23 protein-coding genes are annotated in these 23,067 nt (G+C 34.6%); 10 read left to right on the top strand and 13 right to left on the bottom strand.

What is annotated here, in order from left to right; all coding sequences use genetic code 11:
* Positions 1–39 precede the first annotated feature (39 nt).
* The 8 genes from OXQ85_RS03120 to OXQ85_RS03155 form a co-directional block, all read right to left on the bottom strand.
* Entirely contained in the window at positions 40–912 is an 873-nt protein-coding gene (locus OXQ85_RS03120) for a substrate-binding domain-containing protein (RefSeq protein WP_267402310.1), read from the bottom strand.
* On the bottom strand, positions 902–1,099 hold the full coding sequence (locus tag OXQ85_RS03125; protein ID WP_312394519.1) for a DUF308 domain-containing protein: 198 nt from the start codon (positions 1,097–1,099) through the stop codon (positions 902–904). The genes OXQ85_RS03120 and OXQ85_RS03125 overlap by 11 nt, the downstream gene beginning before the upstream one ends.
* A 72-nt stretch (positions 1,100–1,171) precedes the next feature.
* Positions 1,172–2,017, bottom strand: coding sequence for an energy transducer TonB (locus OXQ85_RS03130; RefSeq protein WP_267402312.1), 846 nt, complete (start codon positions 2,015–2,017; stop codon positions 1,172–1,174).
* A gap of 23 nt (positions 2,018–2,040) precedes the next feature.
* On the bottom strand, positions 2,041–2,616 hold the full coding sequence (locus OXQ85_RS03135; RefSeq protein WP_267402314.1) for a biopolymer transporter ExbD: 576 nt from the start codon (positions 2,614–2,616) through the stop codon (positions 2,041–2,043).
* 12 nt (positions 2,617–2,628) lie between these two features.
* Positions 2,629–3,231 (bottom strand): biopolymer transporter ExbD, encoded by a 603-nt coding sequence (locus tag OXQ85_RS03140; RefSeq protein WP_267402316.1) that lies wholly within the window; start codon positions 3,229–3,231, stop codon positions 2,629–2,631.
* Between the two features lie 60 nt (positions 3,232–3,291).
* Entirely contained in the window at positions 3,292–4,155 is an 864-nt protein-coding gene (locus tag OXQ85_RS03145; RefSeq protein WP_267402318.1) for a MotA/TolQ/ExbB proton channel family protein, read from the bottom strand.
* A gap of 240 nt (positions 4,156–4,395) precedes the next feature.
* Entirely contained in the window at positions 4,396–7,209 is a 2,814-nt protein-coding gene (leuS, locus tag OXQ85_RS03150; protein WP_267402320.1) for a leucine--tRNA ligase, read from the bottom strand.
* 205 nt (positions 7,210–7,414) lie between these two features.
* Positions 7,415–7,876: a lipocalin family protein gene (locus OXQ85_RS03155; RefSeq protein ID WP_267402322.1), complete on the bottom strand. Its 462-nt coding sequence runs from the start codon at positions 7,874–7,876 to the stop codon at positions 7,415–7,417.
* A gap of 214 nt (positions 7,877–8,090) precedes the next feature.
* Here OXQ85_RS03155 and OXQ85_RS03160 point away from each other — a divergent pair, with 214 nt between their 5' ends.
* The 3 genes from OXQ85_RS03160 to OXQ85_RS03170 are packed head-to-tail and all read left to right on the top strand — an operon-like array spanning position 8,091 to position 10,466.
* Positions 8,091–9,068: an acyltransferase gene (locus OXQ85_RS03160; RefSeq protein ID WP_267402324.1), complete on the top strand. Its 978-nt coding sequence runs from the start codon at positions 8,091–8,093 to the stop codon at positions 9,066–9,068.
* Between the two features lie 13 nt (positions 9,069–9,081).
* Entirely contained in the window at positions 9,082–9,840 is a 759-nt protein-coding gene (locus OXQ85_RS03165; RefSeq protein WP_267402326.1) for a glycosyltransferase, read from the top strand.
* Positions 9,840–10,466 (top strand): deoxyuridine 5'-triphosphate nucleotidohydrolase, encoded by a 627-nt coding sequence (locus tag OXQ85_RS03170; RefSeq protein ID WP_267402328.1) that lies wholly within the window; start codon positions 9,840–9,842, stop codon positions 10,464–10,466. The genes OXQ85_RS03165 and OXQ85_RS03170 overlap by 1 nt, the downstream gene beginning before the upstream one ends.
* Here the strand turns inward: OXQ85_RS03170 and OXQ85_RS03175 are convergent.
* The 4 genes from OXQ85_RS03175 to OXQ85_RS03190 form a co-directional block, all read right to left on the bottom strand.
* A complete protein-coding gene (locus tag OXQ85_RS03175; protein WP_267402330.1) occupies positions 10,458–11,690 on the bottom strand; it encodes a glycosyltransferase N-terminal domain-containing protein in 1,233 nt (410 codons plus the stop codon). The two genes, OXQ85_RS03170 and OXQ85_RS03175, sit on opposite strands and share 9 nt — an antisense overlap.
* Before the next feature lie 9 nt (positions 11,691–11,699).
* Positions 11,700–12,419 carry a C40 family peptidase gene (locus tag OXQ85_RS03180; protein WP_267402332.1) on the bottom strand — a complete coding sequence of 240 codons (720 nt, stop codon included), beginning with the start codon at positions 12,417–12,419 and terminating at the stop codon, positions 11,700–11,702.
* Positions 12,420–12,498: 79 nt separating this feature from the next.
* A complete protein-coding gene (locus tag OXQ85_RS03185; protein ID WP_267402333.1) occupies positions 12,499–13,146 on the bottom strand; it encodes an O-methyltransferase in 648 nt (215 codons plus the stop codon).
* Positions 13,147–13,504: 358 nt separating this feature from the next.
* Positions 13,505–14,338, bottom strand: coding sequence for an OmpA family protein (locus OXQ85_RS03190; protein ID WP_267402334.1), 834 nt, complete (start codon positions 14,336–14,338; stop codon positions 13,505–13,507).
* Positions 14,339–14,424: 86 nt separating this feature from the next.
* Here OXQ85_RS03190 and tilS point away from each other — a divergent pair, with 86 nt between their 5' ends.
* From tilS to OXQ85_RS03225, 7 genes are all read left to right on the top strand, one after another.
* Entirely contained in the window at positions 14,425–15,768 is a 1,344-nt protein-coding gene (gene tilS / locus OXQ85_RS03195) for a tRNA lysidine(34) synthetase TilS (protein ID WP_267402336.1), read from the top strand.
* A gap of 1 nt (position 15,769) precedes the next feature.
* Positions 15,770–17,848 (top strand): thioredoxin family protein, encoded by a 2,079-nt coding sequence (locus OXQ85_RS03200; RefSeq protein ID WP_267402337.1) that lies wholly within the window; start codon positions 15,770–15,772, stop codon positions 17,846–17,848.
* A gap of 342 nt (positions 17,849–18,190) precedes the next feature.
* A complete protein-coding gene (locus OXQ85_RS03205) occupies positions 18,191–18,718 on the top strand; it encodes a biopolymer transporter ExbD (protein WP_267402338.1) in 528 nt (175 codons plus the stop codon).
* 64 nt (positions 18,719–18,782) lie between these two features.
* On the top strand, positions 18,783–19,310 hold the full coding sequence (locus OXQ85_RS03210) for a hypothetical protein (protein ID WP_267402340.1): 528 nt from the start codon (positions 18,783–18,785) through the stop codon (positions 19,308–19,310).
* 11 nt (positions 19,311–19,321) lie between these two features.
* Positions 19,322–20,104: an alpha/beta hydrolase gene (locus tag OXQ85_RS03215; protein ID WP_267402341.1), complete on the top strand. Its 783-nt coding sequence runs from the start codon at positions 19,322–19,324 to the stop codon at positions 20,102–20,104.
* Between the two features lie 9 nt (positions 20,105–20,113).
* Positions 20,114–20,935: a hypothetical protein gene (locus tag OXQ85_RS03220; protein ID WP_267402342.1), complete on the top strand. Its 822-nt coding sequence runs from the start codon at positions 20,114–20,116 to the stop codon at positions 20,933–20,935.
* A 50-nt stretch (positions 20,936–20,985) separates the two neighbouring features.
* Positions 20,986–21,786, top strand: coding sequence for a patatin-like phospholipase family protein (locus OXQ85_RS03225; RefSeq protein ID WP_267402343.1), 801 nt, complete (start codon positions 20,986–20,988; stop codon positions 21,784–21,786).
* A 73-nt stretch (positions 21,787–21,859) separates the two neighbouring features.
* Here the strand turns inward: OXQ85_RS03225 and OXQ85_RS03230 are convergent, their stop codons facing one another.
* Positions 21,860–22,864: a bifunctional oligoribonuclease/PAP phosphatase NrnA gene (locus tag OXQ85_RS03230; protein ID WP_267402395.1), complete on the bottom strand. Its 1,005-nt coding sequence runs from the start codon at positions 22,862–22,864 to the stop codon at positions 21,860–21,862.
* Positions 22,865–23,067: the final 203 nt, after the last annotated feature.

Genomic DNA, 23,067 nt, shown 5'->3' on the forward strand with positions numbered 1-23,067 from the left:
AGTGTATTTATTTCGGGTAAAAGGTTTATTTAATACTTTTTAACGCATTTGCACTTCTCTTCTGTAAATATTGTAAGGCTGCAAACCTTCCTTCTGTACAATCATTTGCCCCAATTGGGTACATGAATATCTGATAAATCCGTTGGCTATGTTAAAGTTTCCTTCATTTGTTAAAAAATACAATACACGCGTAAACGGATATTTCATTTCTCTTAATCCTGTAGAATCCGGATTATACAATACTCCTTTATTCTCAATAGGTAAAATTTTAACTAAATCTCTCAGCTGTTCTGAAGTTTTATCATAAGGTCTGCTGAAGGTATTCAAACCAATAACTCCAATTTTACCAGGAAATTTGTTTAACTCTTCAATGATATTTTTACTTCCAGGAAGTACGGAAAATTTTAAATCTTTTGGCTCCTTTTTAAGCTTTTGAGCAACGAAATTTATGTTACTGGAATTTGCTCCGTCAAAGATAAACTCTTTGTTCTCCGATGCCAACCCGTTCTTAATTTCATCCATCGTAATAGAATTCTTCGGAGAATCTTTAGGAACGATAAAAATCACCGCATCAGCAGCAAATTTCGCGGGTAAAAATTTAAGATCTACTTGTTCTTCATAGGCTTTAATTTCCTCAGGATTAAGCTCCTTAGACATCACAGCAATTCTCGCTTTATCCTGCAAAAGATCAAGAAAACCTAGGTCTTCTTTCCTTGTTACAATTTTAATTTTTGTCTCAGGATAATTAATCATATAACCTTCTGCTAATGCTTCAGTTACACTTTTAAAAGATTCATCCGTAAGAATGGTTAAATCACCTTTATGATAAGACGGAGATTTATCTTCCTGCTTGCAATTAATAGCAATCATACTAATGAAAAGCAGCATTATTAGTTTAACACTATTTTTCATCACCAGAATTTTTAATTTTTGAAATAGCTCTATAGATTCTGAATACTCCGTAAAGTATTAGAAGTGCGCCTAATCCATAGGCTACTGCAGGTTCTAGAATTGTAAAAAAGAATTTATAAATAATAACTACAATTCCTAAAACGATATAAAATAATCCCGTAACAAGGGATAACCAATTGAACATCATGTAACAAAAATACCAAAAAAAATAAAAAGAGAAGCATAAGCTTCTCTTTTTTAATTATTATTTAAAGATAAATTATCCTTCAAAATTCATCGTTAAAGGTAATCTGAATCGGTAACGAACAGATTGACCATTGATTTTTGCAGGAGTCCATTTATTTTTAATAGACTTAATAGTTCTGATAGCTTCTGAGTTGAAGTCAGAGTTTCCTCCGCTAGCCTTCACGTCAGTAATACTTCCATCCCTTTCAACTACGAAAGTGATTTCTGTTTTTACCGTACCCTCGTCACCATTCATCGCAGATCCGTCGAAGTTATCACCTACTTTCTTTCTGAAAGAGTTAATACCTCCTGGGAATTCCGCAGTTTGCTCTACCTCCGTATACACCTGAGTATCACTCACCTGAGGTTTAACTTCAGCTGTTGAAGCTTTAGTACCTGTAGATGGTGGTGGCGGTGGTGGCGTATAAGCCGGAGCTTTTACACCTTCCTGAGCTACCAAACCAGTTGTGGTTTCTAATTGCTTAGAAATTGGTGGTGGTGGAGTCTCAATTTTTGGAGCTTTCACAGGCTCAGGAACCACGTTCTGAATAACCTCGATTTTTTCTTCCTCTTTTGGAGGTGGAGGTGGTGGAGGTGGTTCTTCTTCTTTTGGTTGCTCAATAATTTTATCTTCCTGAAGAATTTCTACCAAATCTGCCTTCACTTCTTGCTTAGGTGGTTCAGTAAGTCTCTTAATGGTAAGATAAATGAACGGAGACAAAGCCGCAATTAGGAATAATGCTGTTCCAACGATAAAAGATTTTGTCAGTAATCTTGGATACTGATGTCTAAGATCGTATGCACCATACTCCTTGTTTCTATTTTCAAATACAATCTCATCTAAAGTTAGATTAGAATTGTATACATTTTCATCTGCCATAGATATACAATTTTATGGTTAAATTACTTTGCAGCTGGTGCAGCAGCCGGAGCTCCTGAATTACCAACTTTCTTATCGTAAATAGCTTTTTCCCAAGGCTTCAAGTCGGTAACCCCGTACTGTTCGCTCTTTGTAATTGCCATTTCGTCAAGAATATCCACAAAGTTTTTATATACAGCATCGTCAGTCGGTTTGATAATAACAGTAAACTTAGTTTTATCAGCCGCGTTTGCTTTTGCCTGCTCAATTACTTTTCTAATCCCTTCTCTGTCGAAGTTAGTTTCGTTCAGGTTCTGATCTGTTAAAGATGTATTATCTTGTTGGTGCCAGAAAATTCTGTTGTCTTTACCTAATAATAAAGAGATGGAGTTAGAAAGTTTAATTTCTGTTGGAGGTGGTTTTTGTTTTTCATCTTTCGGTTTTGCCGGAAGACCCAAATCCATTACATTCGGTTTAGAGAATGTGGTTGTAAACATAAAGAAGGTAATCAAAAGAAACCCTAAGTCCACCATCGGAGTCATATCTACGCGGGTATTCTGCTTCTTGGATCGAACCTTGCCGCCTTTCCCGCCTTTTTCCTGTACTTGTACTTCTGCCATTTCTAAATGATATTAAGGTTTACCTTCTTGTGATGTAATCAACCAAAATTTAAGAAAATCGATATCTCTTAAACCCTCAAATAGGCTTTTAACTTTCGGATACTCAGTAGTAACGTCACCCTTGATTGCTAATTTGTAATCAGGATTTACGCTTAAACTTTGTTGTACCCAGTCTACTAACTGCTTATTTGTACTATCCATAGGAATCCCTGTAGGACTCTTAAAATTTTTCTGCTCTTCATCTGACAAATCAAGATAGCTTTTCAGCTGGTTCATAGGAACGCCGATCGCTTGTACTTTCTGGAATGAAGCTTTTTCGTTATTGTCAAAAGTAATACCATACTTTTTACCCATATTGTCTAAAAGCTGCAATCTCTCAGATGCATTTTCTACTGGCTGGAAATAAAATTTTCCGTCCGGCGTAGCGTTGATAGTCATCAAACTTGCATCAGGAAGTAACTTCTCTGATATTGAAGATGGCGGTTTAATCTGCTCCACGTCAGGTTTTTTAAACTGAGTGGTCAAGATAAAGAACGTAAGTAGTAGGAACGCAACGTCACACATTGCCGTCATATCCGTCACTACTCCATGTCTTTTTGGTTTGACTCTCGCCATTATTATTAATGATTTTTAATTAAACTTCTTTTTACTTATACAAATTCCTTGCTAAAATTCTTAGTTGAATTCAGCGAAAGACTGCTGGATGCTCATTGCGATCTCGTCGATCTTATAAGTTAATCCGTCGATTTTAGAAGTAAAGAAGTTATAAAGGATGATAGCGATAGCTGAAGTACCAATACCTAATGCCGTGTTAATCAAGGCCTCAGAGATACCAGTAGAAAGTGCAGCAGCATCAGGAGTACCACCTCCAGAACCTAACGCGAAGAATGCTTTAATCATCCCGATTACCGTTCCTAATAGTGCTACTAATGTTGCAACAGTACCTAATGTAGAAAGAATCATCATGTTTTTCTCTAGCATTGGCATTTCAAGAGTTGTAGCTTCTTCGATAGCTTTGTTAAGCGCTACCATTTTTTGCTCTTTATTTAAAGTAGTATCGTGAGAAAGCGCTTTGTAAGTAGTAAGACCTTCTTTCACTACGTTACCTACAGAACCTTGTTGTCTGTCGCACTCTTCTAAAGCTTCATCGATTTTGTTGTTGTTCAACAAGCTTCTTACTTGTACTACGAAGTTGTCTAGGTTTCCTTTTCCTGCAGCTTTACCAAGAACGAAATATCTTTCAAAAGAGAAAACGATTACAGTAATCATGAAAGTAATCAAGATAGGTACGATAACCCCTCCTTTGTAAATAATACCTAAAAACGACTCTGGGTGAATGTCTTTTCCTTCAACACTTGAGAAAGCAACAGAACCACCGCCTAGTTTTTCTGCATCTTTGAAATTTCCTGGGTTACCAAGAACGAATAAATAAATAGCAACTCCTATTAAAAATAGAATAGGAATAATAACAGCTGGATTAAGACCTCCTGCTTTTCTAGCAACTACTTGCTCATCATTTTTTGAAACATTCATTTCCATATTTAACTAAATTATATTGTTTTAAAATTTTACAGGGTGTAAATTAAAGGCAAAATTAATTAAAATGCAAGAGTCTTAAATAAACATTTTAGTTTTTTTTGATAAAGAAATTTTAATACGATTTCGATATTATAATTATTTTTCAAAAAATTAGAAATTTTTCTCAATTTTAACATTTACGTTAAAAAATTAAAAAATTTCACCCTTCATTTTTTTTAATTTCCCAATGTTAATTTTTTTTTAAATTACTATATTCACAATTCGGTGATGCACCACAATGATTTTTTTCGGAGTTTTTCCTTCCAAAATCTGCTGGATTTTTTCGCTTTGAATCACCAAATCTTCCACCTCCTTCGCCGAAAGTTGAGCAGAAAGTGAAATTTTGAACTTCATTTTACCATTTACACTCACCGGATATTCAATTTCATCTTCCACAAGGTAATCCTCGTTCAACACAGGGAATTTTTCGAATTCGATAGATTCTTTATTCCCTAATAAACTCCAAAGCTCTTCACAAATGTGCGGCGCATAAGGAGAAATGATAACGGCAAGAGGTTCTAAAATATTGCGTTTGTTACATTTTATTTTTTGTAATTCATTTACAGCGATCATAAATGAAGATACAGACGTATTGAAAGAGAAGTTTTCGATATCATAAACTACCTTCTTTATTAATGTATGCAAAACTTTATATTCAGCTTTTGTAGGCTCTTCGTCTGAAACTTCAAAAGTTTCTCCATTGAAATACAGATTCCAGAATTTTTTAAGGAAACCATACACTCCGCTTAGACCTTGCGTGTTCCAAGGTTTAGATTGCTCCAACGGACCTAAGAACATTTCATACAATCTTAAACCGTCTGCTCCGTATTCGTTACAGATATCATCTGGATTTACCACATTGTATTTAGACTTAGACATTTTTTCTACTTCACGGCCAGTGATGTATTTTCCGTCTTCTAAAATAAATTCTGCATTGGCATAATCTGGTCTCCAAGCTTTGAACGCTTCAGTATCCAATTCATCAGTAGTTCCTTTTAATAAAGATACATCAACGTGAATTGCTTGAGTTGTATAATCTTTTGCTAAATTTTTAGATACATATTGATTTGTACCATCAATTCTATATACAAAAGCACTCATCCCCAAAATCATTCCTTGGTTAATCAACTTTTGGAAAGGTTCATCATGACTAATAAACGCTCTATCCTTTAAGAACATATTCCAGAAACGAGAATATAGCAAGTGACCAGTTGCGTGCTCGCTACCACCGATGTATAAATCTACTTGTCCCCAATAATCTGCCAGTTCTTTTTTAACGAAAGCTTCCTGATCATTAGGATCCATATATCTTAGGAAATACCAAGAACTCCCTGCCCAACCCGGCATGGTAGATAATTCTAGCGGGAAAATAGTTTTTTCGTCAATTAAATGAGTATCTACAACTTTTTGGTTCACTTCGTCCCAAGCAAAAGTTTTTGCATTTCCTAATGGCGGATCTCCGTCTTCAGTCGGCAAATATTTTTCAACTTCAGGAAGTTCCAAAGGCAATGCAGCATTTGGTAACGTGTACGGCATTCCATCCTTATAATAGATAGGAACCGGCTCGCCCCAATATCTTTGTCTTGAGAAAATGGCATCACGCTGTCTGTAGTTTGTCGTTCCGTGCCCGATTCCTCTTTTTTCAACCGCTGAAATTACCAAAGCTTTCGCTTCATCATAACTTAATCCGTTTAAGAAATCAGAATTTACACACACACTTGTTTTAGAATCAAAAGAAGCTTCCTGAACGTCTTCGTCCGTCTCAACTACTTTTTTAATTTCTAAATTAAATTTCTTCGCAAATCTATGATCACGCTCATCATGTGCAGGAACGGCCATTACAGCACCCGTTCCGTACCCCATCAACACATAATCTGAAATATAGATCGGCATCTTTTCATTGCTGAAAGGGTTGATCGCGTAACTTCCTGTGAAAGCACCTGAAACGTTTTTCACGTCAGACATTCTGTCTCTTTCAGATTTTTTAGAAGTTTCTTCAATATAATTTTCTACCTCAGCTTTTTGTTCAGCTGTTGTAATGGTTTCCACTAAAGGATTTTCAGGAGCCAATACCATGAAAGTTGCTCCGAAGATCGTGTCAGGTCTTGTGGTAAAAACCTCAACAATTTCGTTATGACCATCAACATCAAATTTCACTTGTGCTCCCTGAGATTTTCCGATCCAGTATTCCTGAGAATCTTTCAACGGTTGTGGCCAGTCTAAAGTTTTCAGACCTTGCAATAATCTTTCAGAGTAAGCAGAAATTCTCATGCTCCACTGCATCATTTTCTTTTGGAAAACAGGGAAACCTCCTCTTTCGGATTTTCCGTCTTTTATTTCGTCGTTAGCCAACACGGTTCCTAAAGCAGGACACCAGTTTACCGTTGTTTCTGCTCTGTACGCTAAACGGTAATTTAAAAGGATATCTTCTTTATCAATTTCAGAAGCAGATTTCCATTCTTCTGCCGTGAAATGTAATTCATCGTTTTGATTGGCGTTTAAACCTTCCGTTCCTTTTTCTTCGAAATGTTTAATTAAAGTAGAAATAGATTCTGCTTTATCTGTATCCTTATTATACCATGAATGGAACAACTCAATGAAAATCCATTGGGTCCATTTATAATAAGAAGCGTCAGAAGTTCTTAGTTCTCTGCTCCAGTCGAAAGAGAAACCAATTTTTCTTAATTGCTCTTCGTATCTATTAATGTTTTGCTCAGTCGTAATCGCAGGATGTTGCCCTGTCTGAATAGCGTACTGTTCAGCAGGAAGCCCGAAACTGTCATAACCAACCGGGTGGAGCACATTAAAACCTTGATGTCTTTTATATCTCGCATAAATATCGGAAGCAATATATCCCAGCGGGTGACCTACGTGAAGCCCTGCCCCTGAAGGATACGGAAACATATCGAGAACATAAAATTTCGGTTTGTCTGTGTTATTGGAAGTCTTGTACGTTTGGTTGTCTTCCCAGTATTTCTGCCACTTTTTTTCTATCTGCTGATGATCGTAAAACACTTTATATAATAGATGTTAGATGTTAGACTTTAGATATCAGATTTAATTTTATGATGAAATCTAATTCTAATTTTCACAAATTTAATAATTTTAAAAGAAATGGAAATTGAATTTATAATTAATTATCATAAAGATACCAACAAAAAAAATCTCATCCGAAGATGAGACCTTTATATTTATTTTGCATTTAATTCTTTGCTGAAAATTATTGCGGGATTCTTGTATACGTAATGGTTGTAGACTCATATACACCTAGCTCAGACGTATCTTCAAACTTAAGATTCAATGTATTGGCATCCAAACGCGTTACTTTACCTTTTTCAGATTCTACAATTCCCTGATATTTTATTTCAAATTGTGTAGAACTCTTATCATAAGTATATGAAAAATTATAATCTGCAACTGCACTACAAGCTCCGCCTACCTCTTCTCTGTCCGTTCTTTTTCCGTTTCCTGCTTCGAAGAAATCCCATCTTGAAGATTTCTGGCAGTCTGTATAATCAATAGTATCAGAATAAGGATCTTCTCCCGTTTCCACTACTGTTCTTACCTCTTTTATCGGCTGCCACTTCCCTACCAATGGAAACACTTGCTCAGTTACATCGTCTTTACATCCGCTCATTGCTAATAACGATACTCCTGCAAATAGTAATGCTAATTTCTTCATATCAAATTTTTCAGGCCTTAAAATTATAATTTTTTTACTTTATTTAATCATTTTTTGTAAAAAACGTTGCTGAAATTTACATTTTCAAAGATATTCAAAAAAATTATACCTCCGAAAAAAAATTTAATCCTGTAAATCATCACAAAACACCTTTGCTTACGTAGGCTTAACACAAACTTCAAAATAAAAAACTATTTTTGTTAAAAATATACAAATGCAAGACATCGCGAAAAATAATTTTGATTTTATCCGTGTTCTCCTCGCTTTCATCGTTTTTGTTGGTCATTTAGGCTATCTGAGTGCCTCTGCAGATTTAGAATTTCTAAAACACAGCCCTGTAGAAGTCGCTGTTTTTGCCTTCTTCATCGTAAGTGGTTTTCTAATTGCCCGCAGCTACGAAAGAACGAGCACTTTGAAAAAATACGTCATGAAAAGGCTTAAAAGAATCCTTCCCGGTTATTGGCTGGTGGTAGTTCTTTGTACTGTATTGTTAAGTCTTGTAAGCACCGTTTCTTTTGCCGAATATTTCAGCAGCTCGCAAACGCATAAATATTTTTTATGGAATTCTGTATTTATGAATTTCATGGCTCCCAACCTTCCCGGAGTTTTCGGGAACGGAGCTGTAAACGGAGCACTTTGGACATTGAAAATCGAAATGTGCTTTTATTTTTTAGTCCCTGTTTTATTTTTATTTTTTGGAAAGAATAATAAATACAGAAATATCAGCTTGATTGTCTTCTATTTTCTTTCTCTAGCTTATCTGAATTATTTTGAACACATCGGAAAAGTAGAATTATCAAGACAAATTCCGGGCGCACTGTGCTATTTTATTGGCGGAATGCTGGTTTACTTTAATTTCGAAAAATTTATTCAACATAAAAACATTCTTTTTGTCATTGCCTTTGTAACGGTTTGGATTGATTTAATTTTAAAAATTAAACTGTTCTCGCCTATTATGATCAGCATTATTGTTCTGTATATCGCCTATTCTTTCAAGTTTTTAAACAACTTCGGAAAGTATGGAGATTTCACTTACGGAATTTATATTTTCCACTTCCCGATCATCCGAGTTTTTGCGACGTTAGGATTATTTACAGATTACAATCCTTATTTCATGGGCATTATCTGTATGCTGGTCGTGATTGGAGTAGGAATTGCTTCTTGGCATTTATACGAAAAGAAATTTTTATAATTTTACATCACAAATGAAAGATCTCGTTTCCATTATCACGCCTTGTTATAACTCTGCAGAATTCATCGAGGAGACTATACAATCTGTACTTAACCAAACCTACGAAAACTGGGAATGGCTGATTACCGATGATTTGTCTAAAGATAACACTGTTGAAATCATCCGAAAATACAATGATCCCAGAATAAAACTGGAAGCATTAGAAGTAAACGGCGGCGCCGGAAATGCCCGTAATAAAAGCCTTGAAAGAGCGCAGGGAAGATATATTGCCTTCTTAGATTCTGACGACCTCTGGTATCCCGAATATCTGGAAACAATGACAAATTATATGCAGGAAAACAACGTAGAATTGGTGTATAGCAACTATTCGAGATGTGATGAGCATACGATGGAACCTATTTTAAAGGATTTTATGGCAGATAAGATTGTTACTTTTTCTAATTTGCTTAAAACCTGCAGGCTGGCTCCGGTTTCAACGATGTATGATACCAAAAGAGTTGGAAAATTTTTCTTTCCTGTAAAAAGTAAACGCGAAGATCATGTCATGTGGCTGAATTTATTGAAAGAAATTCCTGAAGGTCATCCCGTAAAAAAGACATTGGCAAAATACAGAATGCGCGAAAACAGCGTTTCGAGAAAGAAAAAAAATATTATTGTTGATCAATATTTGGTGTATAAAGATTTTATGGGATTTTCAACAATAAAATCTTTATATTACACTGCCAATTGGGCAATGAACGGTTTCCTGAAATATTCAAAAATATTTAATTAATGGAATATTCTAAAGAATTTAAAGCAGCACTGAGTAATTTTTCATCCATAGAAAAAGACCGTCTTATTTTCAGATTGCTGAAGAAAGATAAGCTTTTGTCTAAAAAATTGTATTTCGAATTAATTGATCCGGAAACCACCGACAACAAAAGAGATGCAATGGAAGAAATCATTGCTGAAAAAGTTCTTTTGGCTTCAAAATACATCGGAAATCAACAATATTTTCTGGGAATTATCCGAAAACTAAGCGCAGAAATTACTGAACACGTAAAGATTACCACAGATAAATTTGGAGATATTTCTTTAAACTTATTAATGATCAATAAAATTCTTGATTACAATGAAGATTTGAGAACACAACGATTTGATAATGTGTACAAATTATATATTTATCTCATCAATAAAATTTTCAAAGCTTTAACTTTAACTAAAAAATTAGATGAAGATTATTGGATAGAAATTGATGAATATTTAGATAAGCTTCACGACCAAATTCAGAAAAATCATTATTTGCAAAAACTTTGTATCAATAATGGTTTAGATTTTAACTGGCTTACTTCTGACAGAATTCCTGATAATATTGAATTGATCATTAAAGACATTAAAAGTCAAGGATTTTTAAGATAAAATCTTTTCAATGATTAATTCTGTCGAATTGGGTTTAGCATCAACAAATTTCTGAGCATTTTCAGACATTGAATGAAGCATTTCTTCATCACCAAGAAGGAATAAAGCAAAACTAGCCCCTAAACTTTCATTTTCGAAAGATTTTCCACCTTCTAAAGCAATTAATTCATCAGCTTCAGGATTTTTCCTGTATTTATTTCCGAAAATCACAGGAACACCAAACGTAGCTGCTTCTAAAATATTATGAAGACCAGCATCATGAAAACCACCGCCAACAACGGCAATATCTGCGTAAGAATATAATTTTGAAAGCAAGCCTATACTATCAATAATCAAGACATTCGATTGCGAATCGGCCAGCAAAGAATGATTAATCTCACTGTACAAAATTGCATCCGGAAACATCAGTTTTAAATTCTGAACTCTTTTCAAATCATGAGGCGCAATAATCAGTTTCACAAATTGATTTTTCTCCGAAATCTCCTCTGCCATTTTATCTTCAGCCTGCCAGGAACTTCCAAAAACAACAGCTTGATTTTCACCGATAAATTCTTCTACAAAATCTACAGAATTATCTCTTTCACGCAATTGCTTTACACGATCAAATCTTGTATCTCCCGTTACAGAAGCATTTTCCAAACCTACACTTTTTGCTAAAACATAAGACATCTGCGTCTGATGAAAAAACCAATCAATATTTTGTTGTAATTGCTTTACAAACCATTTTCCGTATGACGTGAAAAATGCTTGTCTTTCATAAAACAAAGCGGAGATCACATACGTTTTTACATTCTGATTTTTAAGTTCTTCCAGAAGATTATACCAGTAATCATACTTCACCGTAAAAAATAGTTCAGTAGAAAAATGAGAAGTAAATTCTTTAATTCTTTTCTTTTTATCAAAAGGCAAATAGCAAATTACATCTGCAATATTTTTCTTTTTAACCACGTTTTCGTAGCCAGACGGAGAAAAAAATGTGACAAGAATTTTATGAGTCGGAAACTTTTGTTTTAATTGCTCTAAAACTGGCAAACCCTGTTCATATTCACCTAAGCTTGCAGCGTGCATCCAGATTACCTTATCAGATTTTTTTAATGCTGATTTTACTTTTTCTAAAGACTTTTTTCGCCCCTCAACTCCCTTTTTCGTTTTCTCATTGAATAAAGAAAAAACCTTCATTCCAAAAATCAAAAAACTGATAAATATATTGTAGAAAAACTTCAAACCCGATTTTTATTTTATAATACTTTTGATGACTCTTAGCTTGTGAGTATGCTTATTGAGTTCTTTATTGAAAATACCTGTAGAATCCAGGGTATCGATTCTTACTTTTCCTGAAGCATGAATAATTTTCTGATTTTCCAGCATAATACCGACATGAATAATTTTACCTTCAGGATTTTCAAAAAAAGCCAAATCACCCAACTGACTTTCTTCAACAAAAGTTAAAGATTCTCCCACTTCTACCTGCTGCGAAGTATCTCTTGGCAATTTGATCCCGTGAATTTTATAAACCAACTGCGTAAGACCCGAGCAATCAATTGCAAAAAAGCTTTTTCCGCCCCATAAATAAGGAACATTAAGGAATTCTCTAGCCGTTAAAGCAATACTTTCTCTCACATCATGACTTCTTCTGGATGCCACAACAGGAAATTCTACTTCCGAACCCATCGAAAGTAAAGTTTTTCCATCATTCATCAGAACAGAAGTAAAATCTTCCGTCACAACAGTTACTTTTCGTTTTGCTAAATCTTCGTCTGTTACAGGCTTTAATTGTTTCGTATCCATCCATCCTTCATAGCCATCGTAGTGCATTTTTATCTTGGTCCAGTTTTTATTTACTTCCAAAATATCTGCACTTTCTCCAAACAATATTTCGGTAACGATTTCCGCACGGTCAGATCCTTCTGCACGCACAGGCGCTACTGTAACAATACAAATTCCTTTATTCATTAATTTATATTAAAGGTTTAGATTGAGGTTAAGGCTGATAAATTTTGCAAAAAATCTTAACCTTAACCTCAGCCTTATTCTATTTTCTGCGTAAAAAATTTACACCATCACGCAAAGGTAAAATAAGATTTTCAAAATCATCATCTTTTGCCACGGAATCATTTAATTCCTTGATTATTTGCGTCGATTTCTGTTTAGGATTTTCTTCCAAAACTTTTCCGTACCAAAGAACATTATCGAACATCACTACCGATCCTGACTTTGTTCTTGGTTTGATTAATTTAAAATATTCAGCGTAATTTTCCTTATCTGCATCAATGAAAACCAAGTCGAAAATTTCATCGGTATTTCTTAAAAATTCTTTCGCATCCTGAAGTTTAAAATCAATTTGGTTTGAATATTCACTTTCTGCAAAATATTTTCTAGGTAAATAGGCTAAATCTTCATTTACATCCAACGTTGTAATTTTCCCGTCTTTTGCCAACCCCGCTGTAAGACAAAGCGTAGCATATCCCGTAAAAGTTCCGATTTCAAGAATATTTTTTGGCTGCAACATTTGCGAGATCATGGTTAATAACCTCCCCTGCTGATAACCCGAAATCATATGAGGTTGCGTTGTTTTCTGGTAAGTCTCTCTTCTTAGTTTTTTCAGAATTTCAGGTTCGGAAGATGCGTGATTTTCCAAGTACCTATCCATTTCAGGATTTTTTTCTTCAAAAAAGCTCATTCTACAAAGTTTTTGTTATTCAAATTTACTTAAATATAATCAAATTCGGGAAAACCCCATATCAATTACCGTAAAAATACGGATGGTTTACCATTCAAAACTGTGGTACATTTGCAACAAGGAATTGAAACACACACTTGAGGGTAAAAATAATAAGCGATGAAAAAACGAATTATTAAACAGGAATCACCACAATCAAAAGATGTAAAGGTTTTATCCTCTAAAAAAACTAATGACGAAATATCCAATTCATTTTTACGGAAAATTATTTCATTATTGAAAAAAGAAGAACTAATTTGATGAAAAAGAAAAATCCCGAAGCAATTCGGGATTTATTTATTTGTAAACAGTTTTAAACTTATTTCTTAGGAGCAATATCCATCAATTTCATAAACTCATCCAGTTTAGGCATAATAATGATTTCTGTTCTTCTGTTTTCAGCTCTTCCGGAAACACTCATGTTTGTCGCTTTTGGATTGTATTCTGAACGACCACCCGCTGTAATTCTCGCCGGGTCTACACCAAACTGAGTCTGTAAAATTTTAGCAACCGCTGTACCTCTCAACGCAGAAAGATCCCAGTTGTCTCTTGGTAAGCTTGAAGAATTTAATGCTGCATTATCTGTGTTACCTTCGATCAATACAGAATATTTATCGTAATCGTTGATTACTTTAGCCACTTTACCTAGCACTTCCTGAGCCGCTGGCAAAATGTTATAATCTCCTGTTTTGTAAAGCATTTTATCTGATAATGAAATCATTACCACACCTTTTAATACCTTCACCTGTACATCTTCATCTGTTACATTATCCAAAGATCTTTTCAGTTTGTTTGATAATGCCAGGTTTAAACTGTCATTTTTAGCATTATTAGAAATCAATTGCTTGATGTAAGAGTTTGAGGCATTGATCTCTCCTACCAATTTATCAATATTTGCAGAACTTTTTCCTGAATTTGATAAACAAGCATCCAAAGATGATTTTAAAGCATCATGCTGGCTTTTTAGTAAATTATTCTCACTCGTCAAAGCAGAATTTTGAGATTTTAAATCCTGAATCTCTCTCTGTCTTTCCCCCACGTTTTCAATACATTGCTTGTAATTTGAGCTCAATGCGTCGTATTGCTTTTTGCTAATACAAGATGTCATTCCTAACACCATTGCAGAAACTGCTAAGATTTTAAAAATTTTCATAAATAATCATTTTTAGACGAACCAAAGGTAGAAAATTCATTTTAATTATATGAATTATCTTTGCATAAAAGAAATCCTCAACATAGATGTTGACAAAAACAGACTTCAAAAACATATTAAAAAAATTGGTAGATTCTCCAGAAAATCAGACTTACCTTTTGGCGGTGAGTGGAGGTGCCGATTCTATGGTTTTGGCTGCATTATTCCAATCTTCTGGTTATCAATTTGAGATTGCACATATTAATTACAAACTTCGCGGTGAAGATTCTGAACTCGATCAGAAGGTCGTTGAGAAATTCTGTGAAAAGAATAACATCAAATTTCACCTATACCCAGTTTCAGAAAAAGATCAAAAACCGGAAAATTCTATTCAGCTTTGGGCAAGAGAATTGCGCTATCATTTCTTTAAAAAGATTCAGGAAAAGCAAAATCTAGAATTTTTGGTCACCGCTCATCATTTGAATGATCAGCTGGAAACATTTATCATTAATCTTTCAAAAGCATCAGGAATAAATGGGTTGAGCGGAATCCCATCCAATGACAACCATATTTTGAGACCCCTTTTAGATTTCACAAAAGATGAGATCTACGATTATGCGAGAGAAAAAAATATTGACTACCGCGAAGATCTTTCCAATAAAAAAAGTGATTACTTAAGAAATAAAATCAGGCTTGAGATCGTTCCTAAACTATTGGAGACGAATAATAATTTTCTTGAAAACTTCAAAAAAAGCGCCTCTTATCTGAATCAGACCAAAGATTTTGTTCAACAACAAATCTTGGAAATAGAAAATCGGCTGACGACATTTAACAATGACCATAAAATTCTATCAAAACAAAAGCTCAATCAGGAAAGTGATTTTGTAAAGTTTGAATTGTTGAAAAAGTACGGTTTTAACCAAGAAGAAGAAATTTCGAAAATTTTTAAAGCTGAAAACGGAAGTCATTTTTTTTCAAAAGAGTATCAACTGACGGTAAATTATGATGAATTGATTATAAGCGGGAAGACGGAGGATGGAAGCTGGAAGTTGGATCATGTTGAAAAAAAATCGAACGAGGAAATTATTTTAATTGAAAAATTTGACTTTTTGGAAAACCAAATCACCATTAATCTCGATAATATAATCAGCGACATTGAAGAAATCAATAAAAACTTCGAGTGGAGCTATGATGCTGAAAAAATCAGCTTCCCGCTGCGATTAAGAAGACAACAGGATGGCGATGAATTTTATCCCGTCGGGTTTTCAGGGAAAAAGAAAGTTTCTAAGTTTTTTAGGGACGAAAAAATATCTATTTTAGCGAGGCAAAAAATCTGGATATTAACTGATCGTGAAAATTCTGTCCTAGGAATAATACCTTTCAGGCAAGATAGAAAATATGCGAGGGATGAGAAGACGAATAAAATTCTCAAAATTTTTAATGAAAAGTAAAATGAAATTTAGAAACTGGTTTTTATTAATTCTGCTGTTTTTAGCGACAGGAATTAATGCACAAATCAAAAATCCTGTAAAATTTAAATTTACAATCAACGAATTAGGAAACAATCAATACGAAGCTGTATTGAATGCCACGATGGAAAGCGGCTGGCATATTTATTCCAGAGACATTCCTGAAGATACGGGAATTCCGACGGAATATAAAGTTTCCGGAAAAAATATTGAGCTGATTGGAAAATTCGTGGAAGTTGGAAAAAAACATGAAGAATTTTCTGAAGCTTTTGGCGGAAAGATCGTTTTTTATTCCAATTCAGCAGGATTCAAGCAAAAATTTAAGCTAAAAGACGGAACAAAACCGGCTGATGTAGTTGCAGAAATTACGTATCAGACTTGTGATGATCGCGTTTGTTTAGCTCCGAATACCTTAGAATTCAACAAACAGGTTACGCCAAAAGGCGCAACTGAAGAAGCTAAAACGGACGAAAAAGCAGAACCTTCAAAAGACTCTGTAGCTGCTCCGGCAACGACAGAAACAGTTGTTGAAAATCCGGCAAAAGGTGAAGTTACGGTAACAGAGGCTTCGAAATTAGATCCGAAACAATTAAAAATTGAGTCGATTGATTTCCAAAAACCTTTAACCGATTGCGGAACTGCTGCTACAAAAGTGGATGAAAATTATTGGACTTATTTGTTCTTAGGATTTATCGGAGGATTAATTGCATTGTTGACGCCGTGTGTGTTCCCAATGATTCCCTTAACAGTTTCATTCTTTACCAAAGGAAGCAAAAACAAAGCAAAAGGAAAAAGAGATGCCATGATATACGGATTTTTCATCTTCTTAATTTTCGTTTTATTAAGTGTTCCTTTCCATATTATTGACGGAATTGCAGGAAATATTTTCAACGAAATTTCAACGAGCGTTTGGCTGAACATCGCCTTCTTCATCATATTCATTTTCTTCGCAGGAAGTTTCTTCGGATATTACGATATTACTTTGCCAAGCTCAATTGCGAACAAATCTTCAAAAGCGGAAGAAGCTGGTGGAATCATCGGAATTTTCTTCATGGCGTTGACGTTGGTTATCGTTTCTTTCTCATGTACAGGTCCAATTTTGGGAAGTTTATTGGGAAGTGCCGTAACAGGTTCTACAAACGTTCCAATGCTACTGACATTTGCTTTGGCAGGCTTCGGATTGGCATGGGCAATTATTTTCGGACTATTGGCTTTATTCCCACAAGCATTGCAAAGTCTTCCAAAATCGGGAGGCTGGATGAACACCGTGAAAGTGGTTTTAGGTTTTGTGGAATTGGCTTTAGCATTGAAATTCTTATCAAAAGCAGACTTAGTTTCTAAAACATTCTTATTAAAAAGAGAACTTTTCATTGCGGTTTGGATTATCGTGGCGTTAGGTTTAGCATTATATTTATTTGGATTAATCAGATTCCCGCACGATGATAAAAAACCGAAAATCTCCATCACAAGAAAGATTTTGGGAGTTTTAGGATTCGGATTTGTGATTTATCTGGTTCAGGGATTGATTCCTTCTGAACGTCCGAAATTGCAATTATTAAGCGGAATTTTACCTCCGTTAAATGTGAGCTATTTCCATGACGAAAAAGACGGAATTTTGGGAATGCATCCTGAACACGATTTTTTCAAAGCGATTGAATTGGCTAAAAAAGAAGACAAACCGATCTTGATTGACTTCACTGGTTACGGTTGTGAAAACTGTAGAAAAATGGAGGAATTTGTTTGGAGCGAGCCGGATATTTTACCGATTCTTCAAAATGACATTGTTTTAGCATCTTTATATGTTGATGATAAAGAAGAGCTTCCTGAAGACCAAAAAACAAAAATTGATTTGGGTGACGGACAGGTAAAGAAAGTAAAAACAATCGGTGACCGATGGAGCCTATTCCAACAGGTGAATTTTAATAATAATTCTCAACCGCATTATGTATTGGTAACTCCGGACGGAAAAGTGATCAACACTCCGGTTTCGGGATATATGCCAAAAGAAGATTTCAAGAAATTCTTAGAATGTGGAGTTAATTATTACAAAAAGAATAAATAAAACCTTCAAAATAGTATTATAAAACTCATGTCAAAAGGCATGAGTTTTTTGTTTTTTTAGAACTAAAATTTAAAATTATCAATTGTTAAACGTTTGAATTTATAAATTGACGCGGCAACTTGATTTTCAAGAACATTAATAAAGCACAAACCGTAATTATATATAAATCAACACCTTATACAAAATCAAAAAGAAATGAATTTATAAATTAAAGGGGTATCTCCTATTTCTTAGATAAAAAACAGCCGTTTCAGGTATTAGCTTTGTATCACTCATTACAGATCAATACTCATCGATATTCAACACTAGAGTAATTGTTTAACATTAAAAAACATCAAAGTTATGGCTGAAGTAATTGCACAAGAAAAACAGGGAGGCAGCAAACAACGTAAAAAACCGATACGTGTAGATATGACTCCCATGGTAGATTTAGGGTTTTTATTAATCACTTTTTTTATGTTTACTACCAATTTTACAAAACCAAATGTAATGGATTTGGGATTGCCGGGAAAATCAAGAGACCCGATACACGATCCGAAAAACGTTATTGATAAAAGAAACCAAGTGACCTTTATTCTAGGAAAAAACGACAGAGTTTTCTATCATCAAAGTGATGCCGAAGATTTGAATACAGGCAATCTGAAAGAAACCGATTTTGGAGGCATAAAAATCACAAAGATCATCGCGGAAGCTTATAATAATGCTCCGAAAAAGGAAAACTTTACCATCATCATAAAACCAACCGATGATGCTAATTATAAGAACTTTGTAGATGTGCTGGATAATATCGCGATCTCCAAAAAAGAACGCTACGGAATTACCGACATCAAGCCGTGGGAAAAGAAAGTTTACGAAGAATTAACCAAATAATACGAAAGGGCATTTTCAAAATGCTCTTTTTTTGTTTACATTTGAGATAAAATTTTATTTTTTGATGAAAAACTTCTTAACCGCAATAGCTTTAGTTACTATAATTATTTCGTGTTCAAAAAAAGAAACACAGTCGACAAACAGTCAAACAGACAGCACAACAGTGGTTGATTCTATTAATGCTGCGAGAACAAAAATCAATGACAGCATTAAAGCAAAAAACAGCACAAATCGTTTTAAAGATTTCAACGGAACGCATCAGTTTACGTATCAGAATGACAGTTCGCCTAAATATTCAGGATCGGTAAAATTTGATAAAATTGATGGCGAAAGAGATCATTATACGATTTCGGGAGATATAAAATCTGGTAAAAATAACGTTACAATTAAAGGTTTTGCAGCCGTAGTTTCAGACAAACATTTGAATTTCACCGGAGAAATTACTCAAAGTATTGCTGATAACGACAATGGAAAAGCTTACACCAGAAAGGGAACCAAAACTTTTATGTCGAAAGATGGCGGTAAAACGTGGAGACTTCAGGATATGGTGAATGGTTCAGGATTTGTTGATTATATTGACATTCACTTTTAATAAGTAAGATCATGCTACATTTTGAGAAAAAAGGAAACGGAAAAGAGACTTTAGTGCTACTTCATGGCTTCATGGAAAATAGTTCTATCTGGAGCGATATGGAACCTCATTTGTCTGAAAATTTCACTCTGCTAAAGATTGATCTTCCAGGGCATGGTCAATCTGAAATTATTGCTGAAGTACAGACCATGGAATTGGTAGCCGAAGAAGTAAAAAAGGTACTGGACAGCCAGAATCTTAAAAAAATTCATTTATTAGGGCATTCCATGGGTGGTTATATTTCTTTAGGTTTTGCTGAAAAATATCCTGAATATCTTAAAAGTTTAACTTTATTTTTCTCAACGTATTTTCCGGATGATGCTGAGAAAAAAGCACAGCGTATTAAAAGCTACCGAATTATACAGGATGCGTTTGCCCATTATGCAAGAGCCGGTGTTCCGAATCTTTTTAACCCCAATGAAAAAGATATTTTAGAAGGAAAGATTGAAATTGCTTTACAAACGGCACTTTCCACCAATAATTTGGGTGCATTAGCTTCTGTAAAAGGAATGGTGGAGAGAACCGATAAAAAACACGTGCTGGAAAATCTGGAAGCCAAAATTTTAATCATTGCTGGAAAACACGACAACGCCGTAAAAACCGAATTGCTCATCAAAAATCTTCCGGACAGAACCAATATAAAATCCTACGTTCTGGATTGCGGACACAACGGGCATTGGGAAAAACCTAGCATTTGCGCCTCAATCATTAATACCGAGCTCCTTCACAACTTACCAAAACACCTTGTATTATAAAATATTTTTATGAGAATTTACTTATTTTCAGCTCTGCTATTTTGCTTGATTAATTGTAAAAAAGAGAACAAAATCGCTAGCAAAAACCCTGCAAAAGATTCTATTACCAATACCGAAACTCAGGCAAAAGATAGTCTTCAGATAAAAGAAGTTAAGAAAGAAGTCTTTAATTTCGAAACAGAATTATGCACAAACAAAGGCTATTTTGATGCTAATAAATATTCAAAAGAAGAAATTCAGAACACGTATAAACTTTGGTTTGAACTAGGCGGTACTTCTCTGAACGATCCTGCTGTTTTTAAACTGGAAGATCTTCAACAGGTAAGAAGAGATAAAAACCAGCTTCTTGCTAAACTGGATAAAGATTTTGCAGAAAAAAAAGCTTTGATCGAAAACCTGAAAGTGGTAAACACCCCTTATTGGCAGAATGTTAAAACCCAAACAGCTCAAGCTTTGGTACAAGAATATGAGTTGGATAAAATCAAAATTATGGCTTATTCCGACCCTTCTGTTTTGTTGAATTCTAAATTTAAAAGCTGTAGTCATTTTGCACGCGTTTTAAATTCTGGTGACAATGAAATTATTGAAGAATGGAGAAAAATGCGTGAGCAGATGAGCAAGAAAAACGGCGACCCGCAAAGAATAATGGATGAATTTGAAAGCCGTCTGAATTCTTCATACAAAAAAGATTATGCTATTTTGGATCTGATTGTTTTTGGATGGGGAAATTGCGCCAATGACGAAATACAACGTCCTGAACATGATGAAAAAATGAATAAACAATTCGAATCTCTATTTATAAAAATTGATGCTGAATGTGACGAACCTTAATAAATACTTGTCAAAAAAATCTTGTATCTTAGTAAAGCTTAATATTTTCGATGGGTATTTTCAATTTCACAAAAAAGAAACCGATCATCGGCCTGACACTTTCGGGCGGAGGAATGCGCGGAATAGCCCATATTGCAGTTTTAAAAGCTTTGGAAGAATATGATCTGAAGCCCCAGATTATCTCAGGAACCAGCGCAGGATCTATTGTTGCTGCATTTTATTCTTTCGGAAAAACTCCGGATGAAATGATGGATATCGTAAGACAAACCACCTTTTTTTCGAGATCATACCTAAGACTTTCTAAGAACGGAATTTTCAGCTCTAATTTTATTTTAAAATTGTTTAAAGATCATTTTCCAGAAGATGATTTCAGCATTTTAAAACTTCCTGTGTATGTTGCAGCTACCGAAATGACGCATGGCATTGTTGATTTTTTTTCCGAAGGAGAATTATTCGTTCCCTTATTAGCATCATCAAGTGTTCCTTTTGTACTTCCGCCCGTGAAAATGGGCGAGAAAATATATGTTGACGGTGGAGTTTTAGATAACCTTCCGATCGAACCTATCATTGATAAATGTGATTTTTTAATTGCTTCACACGTTAATTCCATAAGTTACGACAGCCTTCAAAGCATGAGTTTGCTGAAAGAATTTGACCGAATTTTACACCTAGCCATCGCCAAATCGGTTTATTCTAAAGTAAAACATTGTGATATTTTTCTGGATCCGCCTAAAATGACGAAATTCAGTTTATTCAACAAAAAATCACTGGATGTGATGTTTCAGGAAGTCTATGAATATACCTGTCGTGAATTGGAAGAGAAAGGATATTCTAAAGGGTTGAGAGAGTGAGAGGGCTTTAAGATTCTTCATTTCATTCAGAATATCAAAAAAGACGAAAAACCATCAACAATCATCTATTTTACTACAAATTTTCTCCTTCTATTTTTTCTTTAAAGATTTCAAGCGTATTCAACAAAGAATCATTGGATTTTCCGCCTGCTGCGTTGATGTGCCCTCCTCCATTGAAATATTTTCTTGAAAACTGGTTCACATCCATATCATCTTTACTTCTGAAAGAAATTTTAATAAAATCTTCATACAAATCTTCCATGAAAAATGCAGACATTTTTACCCCAAGAATACTCAGTCCGTAATTGACAAAACCTTCGGTATCTCCTTTCTGGAAGCCATATTCTTTCAATTCTTCTCTGGTAAGATATAAAACAGCAACCGTTCCATCTTTTACCACTTCAATTCTTCCTAAAATCAAGGCCAACAAATGAAGTCTGGAAACCGTATTTGTATCCCAGGTATTGGAAGTAATTATTGCAGGATCTGCCCCTTTTTCAATTAAATTCGCAATAATTCGGTGGGTCGTTGCACTGGTAGAACGGAAACGGAAACCACCGGTATCCGTCATAATTCCGGTATAAAGACATTCTGCAATATCTTTATTCACTAAATCCTGATCACCCATCGCTTCGATAAAATGATAAATCATCTGACAGGTCGCAGGAATAACGGTATCTGAATAGACAAAATCAAACTGTTCCGGCTGTTGGTGATGATCGATAAGGATTTTTTTAGCTGCAGCTTTGGTCAGCCAATCTCCCAACAAACCAATTCTTGAAGGCGAATTGAAATCTAAACAGAAAATAACATCCGCTTCATTGATCAAATCGAATGCAACTTTTCTTTTGTACTCACCAATAATGGCTTTTTTAGATTCCGGCATCCATTTCAAAAACTTCGGAAAATCGTTTGGAACCACAACTTCTGCATGAATTCCTTTTGCCTTTAAATAATGTTTCAGCCCCAAACTGGAACCAATAGCATCGCCATCCGGATTATAATGAGTAAGAATTACTATTTTATTTTCTGGAATAAGTAATGTATTGATTTCTAAAAGTTCTGCTGGTGTAAACATCATTATGTTTAATTTTTTCTTTAATTTTGAGTCTCCAAAGATAGAGCTTTTAAACAAATCATTAATATTATTATTTAAATATAATAGGAATTCGTTTTACAGCGGCGGTTTATCAGTAATCGGCTAAAAAGCACTGCAAATATTTTCAAAAAAAACTTAGGAATATTTGCAACTTCTAAAAAATTCCATATCTTTGCAACCTG

Source organism: Chryseobacterium sp. GM_Chr_2, assembly GCF_026540445.1.
Classification (GTDB): Bacteria; Bacteroidota; Bacteroidia; order Flavobacteriales; family Weeksellaceae; genus Chryseobacterium.

Bases quoted from the DNA above. Each gene is read 5' to 3' on its own strand.
- OXQ85_RS03120 (WP_267402310.1), bottom strand. From the start codon at position 912: ATGAAAAATAGTGTTAAACTAATAATGCTGCTTTTCATTAGTATGATT.
- OXQ85_RS03125 (WP_312394519.1), bottom strand. From the start codon at position 1,099: ATGATGTTCAATTGGTTATCCCTTGTTACGGGATTATTTTATATCGTT.
- OXQ85_RS03130 (WP_267402312.1), bottom strand. From the start codon at position 2,017: ATGGCAGATGAAAATGTATACAATTCTAATCTAACTTTAGATGAGATT.
- OXQ85_RS03135 (WP_267402314.1), bottom strand. From the start codon at position 2,616: ATGGCAGAAGTACAAGTACAGGAAAAAGGCGGGAAAGGCGGCAAGGTT.
- OXQ85_RS03140 (WP_267402316.1), bottom strand. From the start codon at position 3,231: ATGGCGAGAGTCAAACCAAAAAGACATGGAGTAGTGACGGATATGACG.
- OXQ85_RS03145 (WP_267402318.1), bottom strand. From the start codon at position 4,155: ATGGAAATGAATGTTTCAAAAAATGATGAGCAAGTAGTTGCTAGAAAA.
- OXQ85_RS03155 (WP_267402322.1), bottom strand. From the start codon at position 7,876: ATGAAGAAATTAGCATTACTATTTGCAGGAGTATCGTTATTAGCAATG.
- OXQ85_RS03160 (WP_267402324.1), top strand. From the start codon at position 8,091: ATGCAAGACATCGCGAAAAATAATTTTGATTTTATCCGTGTTCTCCTC.
- OXQ85_RS03165 (WP_267402326.1), top strand. From the start codon at position 9,082: ATGAAAGATCTCGTTTCCATTATCACGCCTTGTTATAACTCTGCAGAA.
- OXQ85_RS03170 (WP_267402328.1), top strand. From the start codon at position 9,840: ATGGAATATTCTAAAGAATTTAAAGCAGCACTGAGTAATTTTTCATCC.
- OXQ85_RS03180 (WP_267402332.1), bottom strand. From the start codon at position 12,419: ATGAATAAAGGAATTTGTATTGTTACAGTAGCGCCTGTGCGTGCAGAA.
- OXQ85_RS03185 (WP_267402333.1), bottom strand. From the start codon at position 13,146: ATGAGCTTTTTTGAAGAAAAAAATCCTGAAATGGATAGGTACTTGGAA.
- OXQ85_RS03190 (WP_267402334.1), bottom strand. From the start codon at position 14,338: ATGAAAATTTTTAAAATCTTAGCAGTTTCTGCAATGGTGTTAGGAATG.
- tilS (WP_267402336.1), top strand. From the start codon at position 14,425: ATGTTGACAAAAACAGACTTCAAAAACATATTAAAAAAATTGGTAGAT.
- OXQ85_RS03200 (WP_267402337.1), top strand. From the start codon at position 15,770: ATGAAATTTAGAAACTGGTTTTTATTAATTCTGCTGTTTTTAGCGACA.
- OXQ85_RS03205 (WP_267402338.1), top strand. From the start codon at position 18,191: ATGGCTGAAGTAATTGCACAAGAAAAACAGGGAGGCAGCAAACAACGT.
- OXQ85_RS03210 (WP_267402340.1), top strand. From the start codon at position 18,783: ATGAAAAACTTCTTAACCGCAATAGCTTTAGTTACTATAATTATTTCG.
- OXQ85_RS03215 (WP_267402341.1), top strand. From the start codon at position 19,322: ATGCTACATTTTGAGAAAAAAGGAAACGGAAAAGAGACTTTAGTGCTA.
- OXQ85_RS03220 (WP_267402342.1), top strand. From the start codon at position 20,114: ATGAGAATTTACTTATTTTCAGCTCTGCTATTTTGCTTGATTAATTGT.
- OXQ85_RS03225 (WP_267402343.1), top strand. From the start codon at position 20,986: ATGGGTATTTTCAATTTCACAAAAAAGAAACCGATCATCGGCCTGACA.
- OXQ85_RS03230 (WP_267402395.1), bottom strand. From the start codon at position 22,864: ATGTTTACACCAGCAGAACTTTTAGAAATCAATACATTACTTATTCCA.